Origin of the sequence: Arthrobacter sp. GCM10027362, from assembly GCF_042679445.1 — a bacterium.
Classification (GTDB): Bacteria; Actinomycetota; Actinomycetes; order Actinomycetales; family Micrococcaceae; genus Crystallibacter.
The window spans coordinates 1-667 of record NZ_JBHTML010000436.1 but is presented as its reverse complement, the minus strand read 5'-3'; the positions used below and the strand labels follow the sequence as shown (position 1 = coordinate 667).

Genomic DNA, 667 nt, shown 5'->3' with positions numbered 1-667 from the left:
GCCAGCCGCCGGACCTCAGCCACCCGCGCCCGATGGCCCAGCGTGGCCGAGGGCAGCGCCCCGACCCAACGCACCACCTGCCGGCCCAGCACATCGTCCTCCCCGATCGGCAGGCCCAGCAGCACCGAGGCGTCCGCGAGCGCCTGGCCGCAGAGCTTCTCGTCCGACCAGGCGGTGAAATCCTCGGCCGCCCCGGGGGCGTCCCGGCTGACGGCCCGGCCATAGGACAAGCGCAGCACATGGTTGCCGGGTCCTGCCTCGGCCGCGAGCCAGGGCCATTTGGCGGTGGCGTGGGTAAGCGCCTTGGCCCGCACCCCCGCCACGCCCGGCGCCACCAGCAGGCCGGTGCCGCGCGGGGCGGCGTCGAGTTCGGGCATGTCCACCACCAGGGTAACCAGCGCGACGGCGGGACCCGGAGCCGGCTCGGCCGCCTCCAGCCCGGGGAGTGAACCTGCCAGCAGGCGGACCGCGGACACGCCGTCAGTGGCCACCACCAGGCCGGCGGCGGAAAAACCACCGGCTGCGGAGTCAACCTGCCAGCCGGCTCCGTTGCGTTCCACGCCGGCCACCTTCGCCCCGGTAAGCAGGCGCACTCCGCGGTCCTTGAGGTCCTGGACCAGGCGCTCCACGAGCAGGCCGGCGCCGCCGGAGATGCCGGCGACGGCGG

General features: G+C 75.4%; 1 protein-coding gene. It reads right to left on the bottom strand.

Annotated features, from left to right (window positions below; genetic code table 11):
* Nucleotides 1-667: protoporphyrinogen/coproporphyrinogen oxidase (locus ACFQ36_RS23215; protein WP_377017983.1), on the bottom strand; the 667-nt coding region annotated here is incomplete at both ends.